This is a genomic window from Streptomyces sp. SID4985 (genome assembly GCF_009863025.1).
Taxonomy (GTDB): Bacteria; Actinomycetota; Actinomycetes; order Streptomycetales; family Streptomycetaceae; genus Streptomyces.
Map to the genome: position 1 here is coordinate 1 of NZ_WWIR01000018.1, position 418 is coordinate 418.

Consider the following 418-nt stretch of genomic DNA (forward strand, 5'->3'; position numbering starts at 1 on the left):
TACTGACGAGGCTCATCCCCTCGCCGGTCGTCGTCGACATCCGGCCGGGCGCCCTGTCCGACCTGGCGAACGTCCTCGCCGACCAGCGCATCTCGCACTCCGGCCGCCTCGCCGTCGCCGTCAGCGGCGGCTCGGGCGCCCGGCTGCGCGAGCGCGTCGCGCCGTCCCTGCCGGGTGCCACCTGGTTCGAGGTCGGCGGCGGCACGCTGGACGACGCCGTGCGCCTGGCCGACGAGATGAAGTCCGGCCGGTACGACGCGGTGGTCGGCCTCGGCGGCGGGAAGGTCATCGACTGCGCCAAGTACGCGGCGGCCCGCATCGGCCTGCCGCTGGTCGCGGTCGCCACCAACCTGTCCCACGACGGCATCTGCTCGCCCGTGTCCATCCTGGACAACGACGCGGGCCGGGGCTCCTACGG

At 74.6% G+C, this 418-nt stretch carries 1 protein-coding gene; it reads left to right on the forward strand.

What is annotated here, in order from left to right:
* Nucleotides 1-2 precede the first annotated feature (2 nt).
* On the forward strand, nucleotides 3-418 hold a 416-nt coding region (locus tag GTW40_RS00650; protein ID WP_161178171.1), incomplete at its 3' end, for an iron-containing alcohol dehydrogenase.